Source organism: Propionivibrio sp. (genome assembly GCF_016790145.1).
Lineage (GTDB): Bacteria > Pseudomonadota > Gammaproteobacteria > Burkholderiales > Rhodocyclaceae > Propionivibrio.
Window position 1 is genome coordinate 1 of sequence record NZ_JAEUOI010000027.1, and the last position, 2459, is coordinate 2459.

The 2459-nt window shown below is 52.8% G+C and carries 3 protein-coding genes; all 3 read left to right on the forward strand.

Features of this window, described 5'->3' with window-relative positions:
• Window positions 1-1310, forward strand: a 1310-nt coding sequence (locus tag JNM42_RS03105) for a VWA domain-containing protein (protein WP_294266010.1), incomplete at its 5' end; no start/stop codon positions are given.
• A gap of 605 nt (window positions 1311-1915) precedes the next feature.
• Window positions 1916-2263, forward strand: coding sequence for a type II toxin-antitoxin system RelE/ParE family toxin (locus JNM42_RS03110; RefSeq protein ID WP_294266012.1), 348 nt, complete (start codon window positions 1916-1918; stop codon window positions 2261-2263).
• Window positions 2260-2459, forward strand: a 200-nt coding sequence (locus tag JNM42_RS03115) for a transcriptional regulator (protein ID WP_294266015.1), incomplete at its 3' end; no start/stop codon positions are given. The genes JNM42_RS03110 and JNM42_RS03115, both read left to right, overlap by 4 nt.

Consider the following 2459-nt stretch of genomic DNA (forward strand, 5'->3'; position numbering starts at 1 on the left):
TGATGTATCAGGTGTCGGATTGCGCCTCCGAAGATGAAGTATTTCAACTGTCTGACTCGATCATTGAAATGATCAGGGAGGAACAGAAGAAAGAGGAGGAGCGCAAGCAACAACAACAATCCCCACCGCAGCAAGCCGGTGGCGAGCCGTCAGCTCAGTCCGAATCCGACGAAGGTGAAGAGGGCGAAGGCGAGGTTGATGGAATGAGCGGTAGCGCTTCCGCTGAATCCGAACCCGGAGCGGGCGAAGAGGACGGAAGCGGTAACAGTGCTTCACCTGAATCCGAACCCGATGAGGGGGAAGATAGTGAAGGTACAAGCAGGGCCGGCAGTACGGCAAGGAGTAATCAATCGGAAGCCGATCCAGGGAACAGCTCGTCGCAAACTGCGGGCTCGGGTCGAAATGACGATGACGAAAACGCAGCCGAGGCACTGGGAAACCTCCTTGGAATGTCTGAAAACGATGTTCAGGAGGATATTGGCGAAATGCTGAAGACTGCTCTGAATGTCTCCGCCGCTCATGATGATTCTTACGCTGGCGCGAGCCTGCCGATGCCCAATCATTTCAAGGCAAACATCAAGGCGTCCACTTTTGATCTGGCGGCTCTTCGCGGCAGTATCAATGCGGTACGGACGCGCACCTTGCAGTGGATGGAGTCGATTGCAGAAGACGATGTTTCGCATTCGCGTTCAGGGATGTGCATTGATCCTTCCCGCATCTGGAGCGCTCGCCTCGGGGGGTCAATCTTTGTCCGTACTGACGAGGGGGTTGATCTCAACGCCGCCGTATCGATTGTCATTGATCGCTCCGGTTCGATGTCAAGTACCATTGGTCAAGCTGCGCAAGCGGCCGTGGCCACCATGCTCGCGTTCGATGTGCCCGGGATCAAGACGCAGGTTACGGTCTTTCCGTGGTACCAGGACGGTGAAGAAGGGGTATCGGTCATTAAACGCTGGGAGGAATCTCCGCGCCAATTGGCGGGTCGTGTCTCTAATCTGACAACAGATGGGGGCACCCCCATGGCTGAAGCGGTTTTGTTTGCCGCTTCGGACATTGTTCGCAGGGAGGAAAGTCTCAAAATCATCATGATCGTCACCGATGGTGACCCAAATGATCCCCAGACTACCCGCCACGTCATTGAAAGAGCTCGAGAAAATGACATTACGGTGGTCGCCCTGGGTATTGGGGTGGATCCCTCGCGAATCTTTACCGAGAAGTACGCCGCTGCCATCAACGATGTCGGCCAATTGTCGTCGTCGATGGTACGACTGGTTAAATCCGCGTTTGAGGATCGCCGAGTCATGCCGTAATGAACATGTTCCTTGCAAACACCTATGCCGTGTAAAAACGCTATTATTTGCGAGTGAGTGATAGCAAGGACCTATGTGTAGTAATAGTACTATTCGGCCACAGGGAAATCTGTGGCCGTTTTTTTTATTGGCTATTTGCAGGTTGGAACGTCTACCAGCCGATCCATTCTGAAAAACCTCCGTTTTTTTCTGCAAAGCGGATTGGTCCCCTCGGAATTCTTTTTAGCCCCTTCCATGCTCTTCAGGGTTGGAACGCAAAAATGGCAAAGGCGGTAATCCAATCGGAATCGACATGGGCTACATTCGATGACTGATAACTTCCGGCCAGGAACAGCCGGTCAATTCTCTTTGTTTGAGGGCTGCTTCAGACTGATTCCAGTCAGTGGTCATCAGAGTGAAATCGTCAGGAAGAATTCCGTATGACTACGCGGCATATTTCGTGAGGACCGTCAGCTTTCTGACCAAAACCAGCCATTTGAACCGCGTACAAAATTCAACCCCTTTCCAGGTATTGGCCGGATTGTTCCATGAGCAACCCTAACTTTTACTTGACCTGACCGTTGCACTAAGTGCTACAATTAACCGTGAGAGTTTTCAAGACACGCGTGTTTGATCGTTGGGCAGGCAAAGCCGGCGTAACCGACGCCGACTTGTTAAAGGCAGTCGCTGATATTGAGCGCGGGTTGATCGATGCCGATCTGGGCAGTTTCCTGCTCAAGCAGCGGGTGGCGCTACCTGGACGAGGCAAGCGCGGTAGCGCTCGGACGCTTCTGGCCACACGGTTCGCCGGAACCTTGTACTTTCTTTTCGGCTTCGAGAAAAATGAGCGCGACAATATTACCCAGCGTGAACTAGGGATTTACCAGAGCCTTGCCAGCAATCTGGTCGCACTCAGTAACGATCAGATTGAAACCGCGTTGAAAGCCAACCAATTGATAGAGGTACAAACATGAGCCGAATGATTAATGAAGCACTGGAAACGATGCGCGGATTGCATGAAGTCGGCGCAGTCGACAAGCTAACACTGCGTGATTTTGAAACGCAATGCCTCCCGCCGCCGGCTTACACGGCGGAAATGATCAAGCGTTTGCGTGAGAACCTGCACGTCAGCCAAGCCGTCTTTGCCGCCTACATCAACGCCAGCATCTC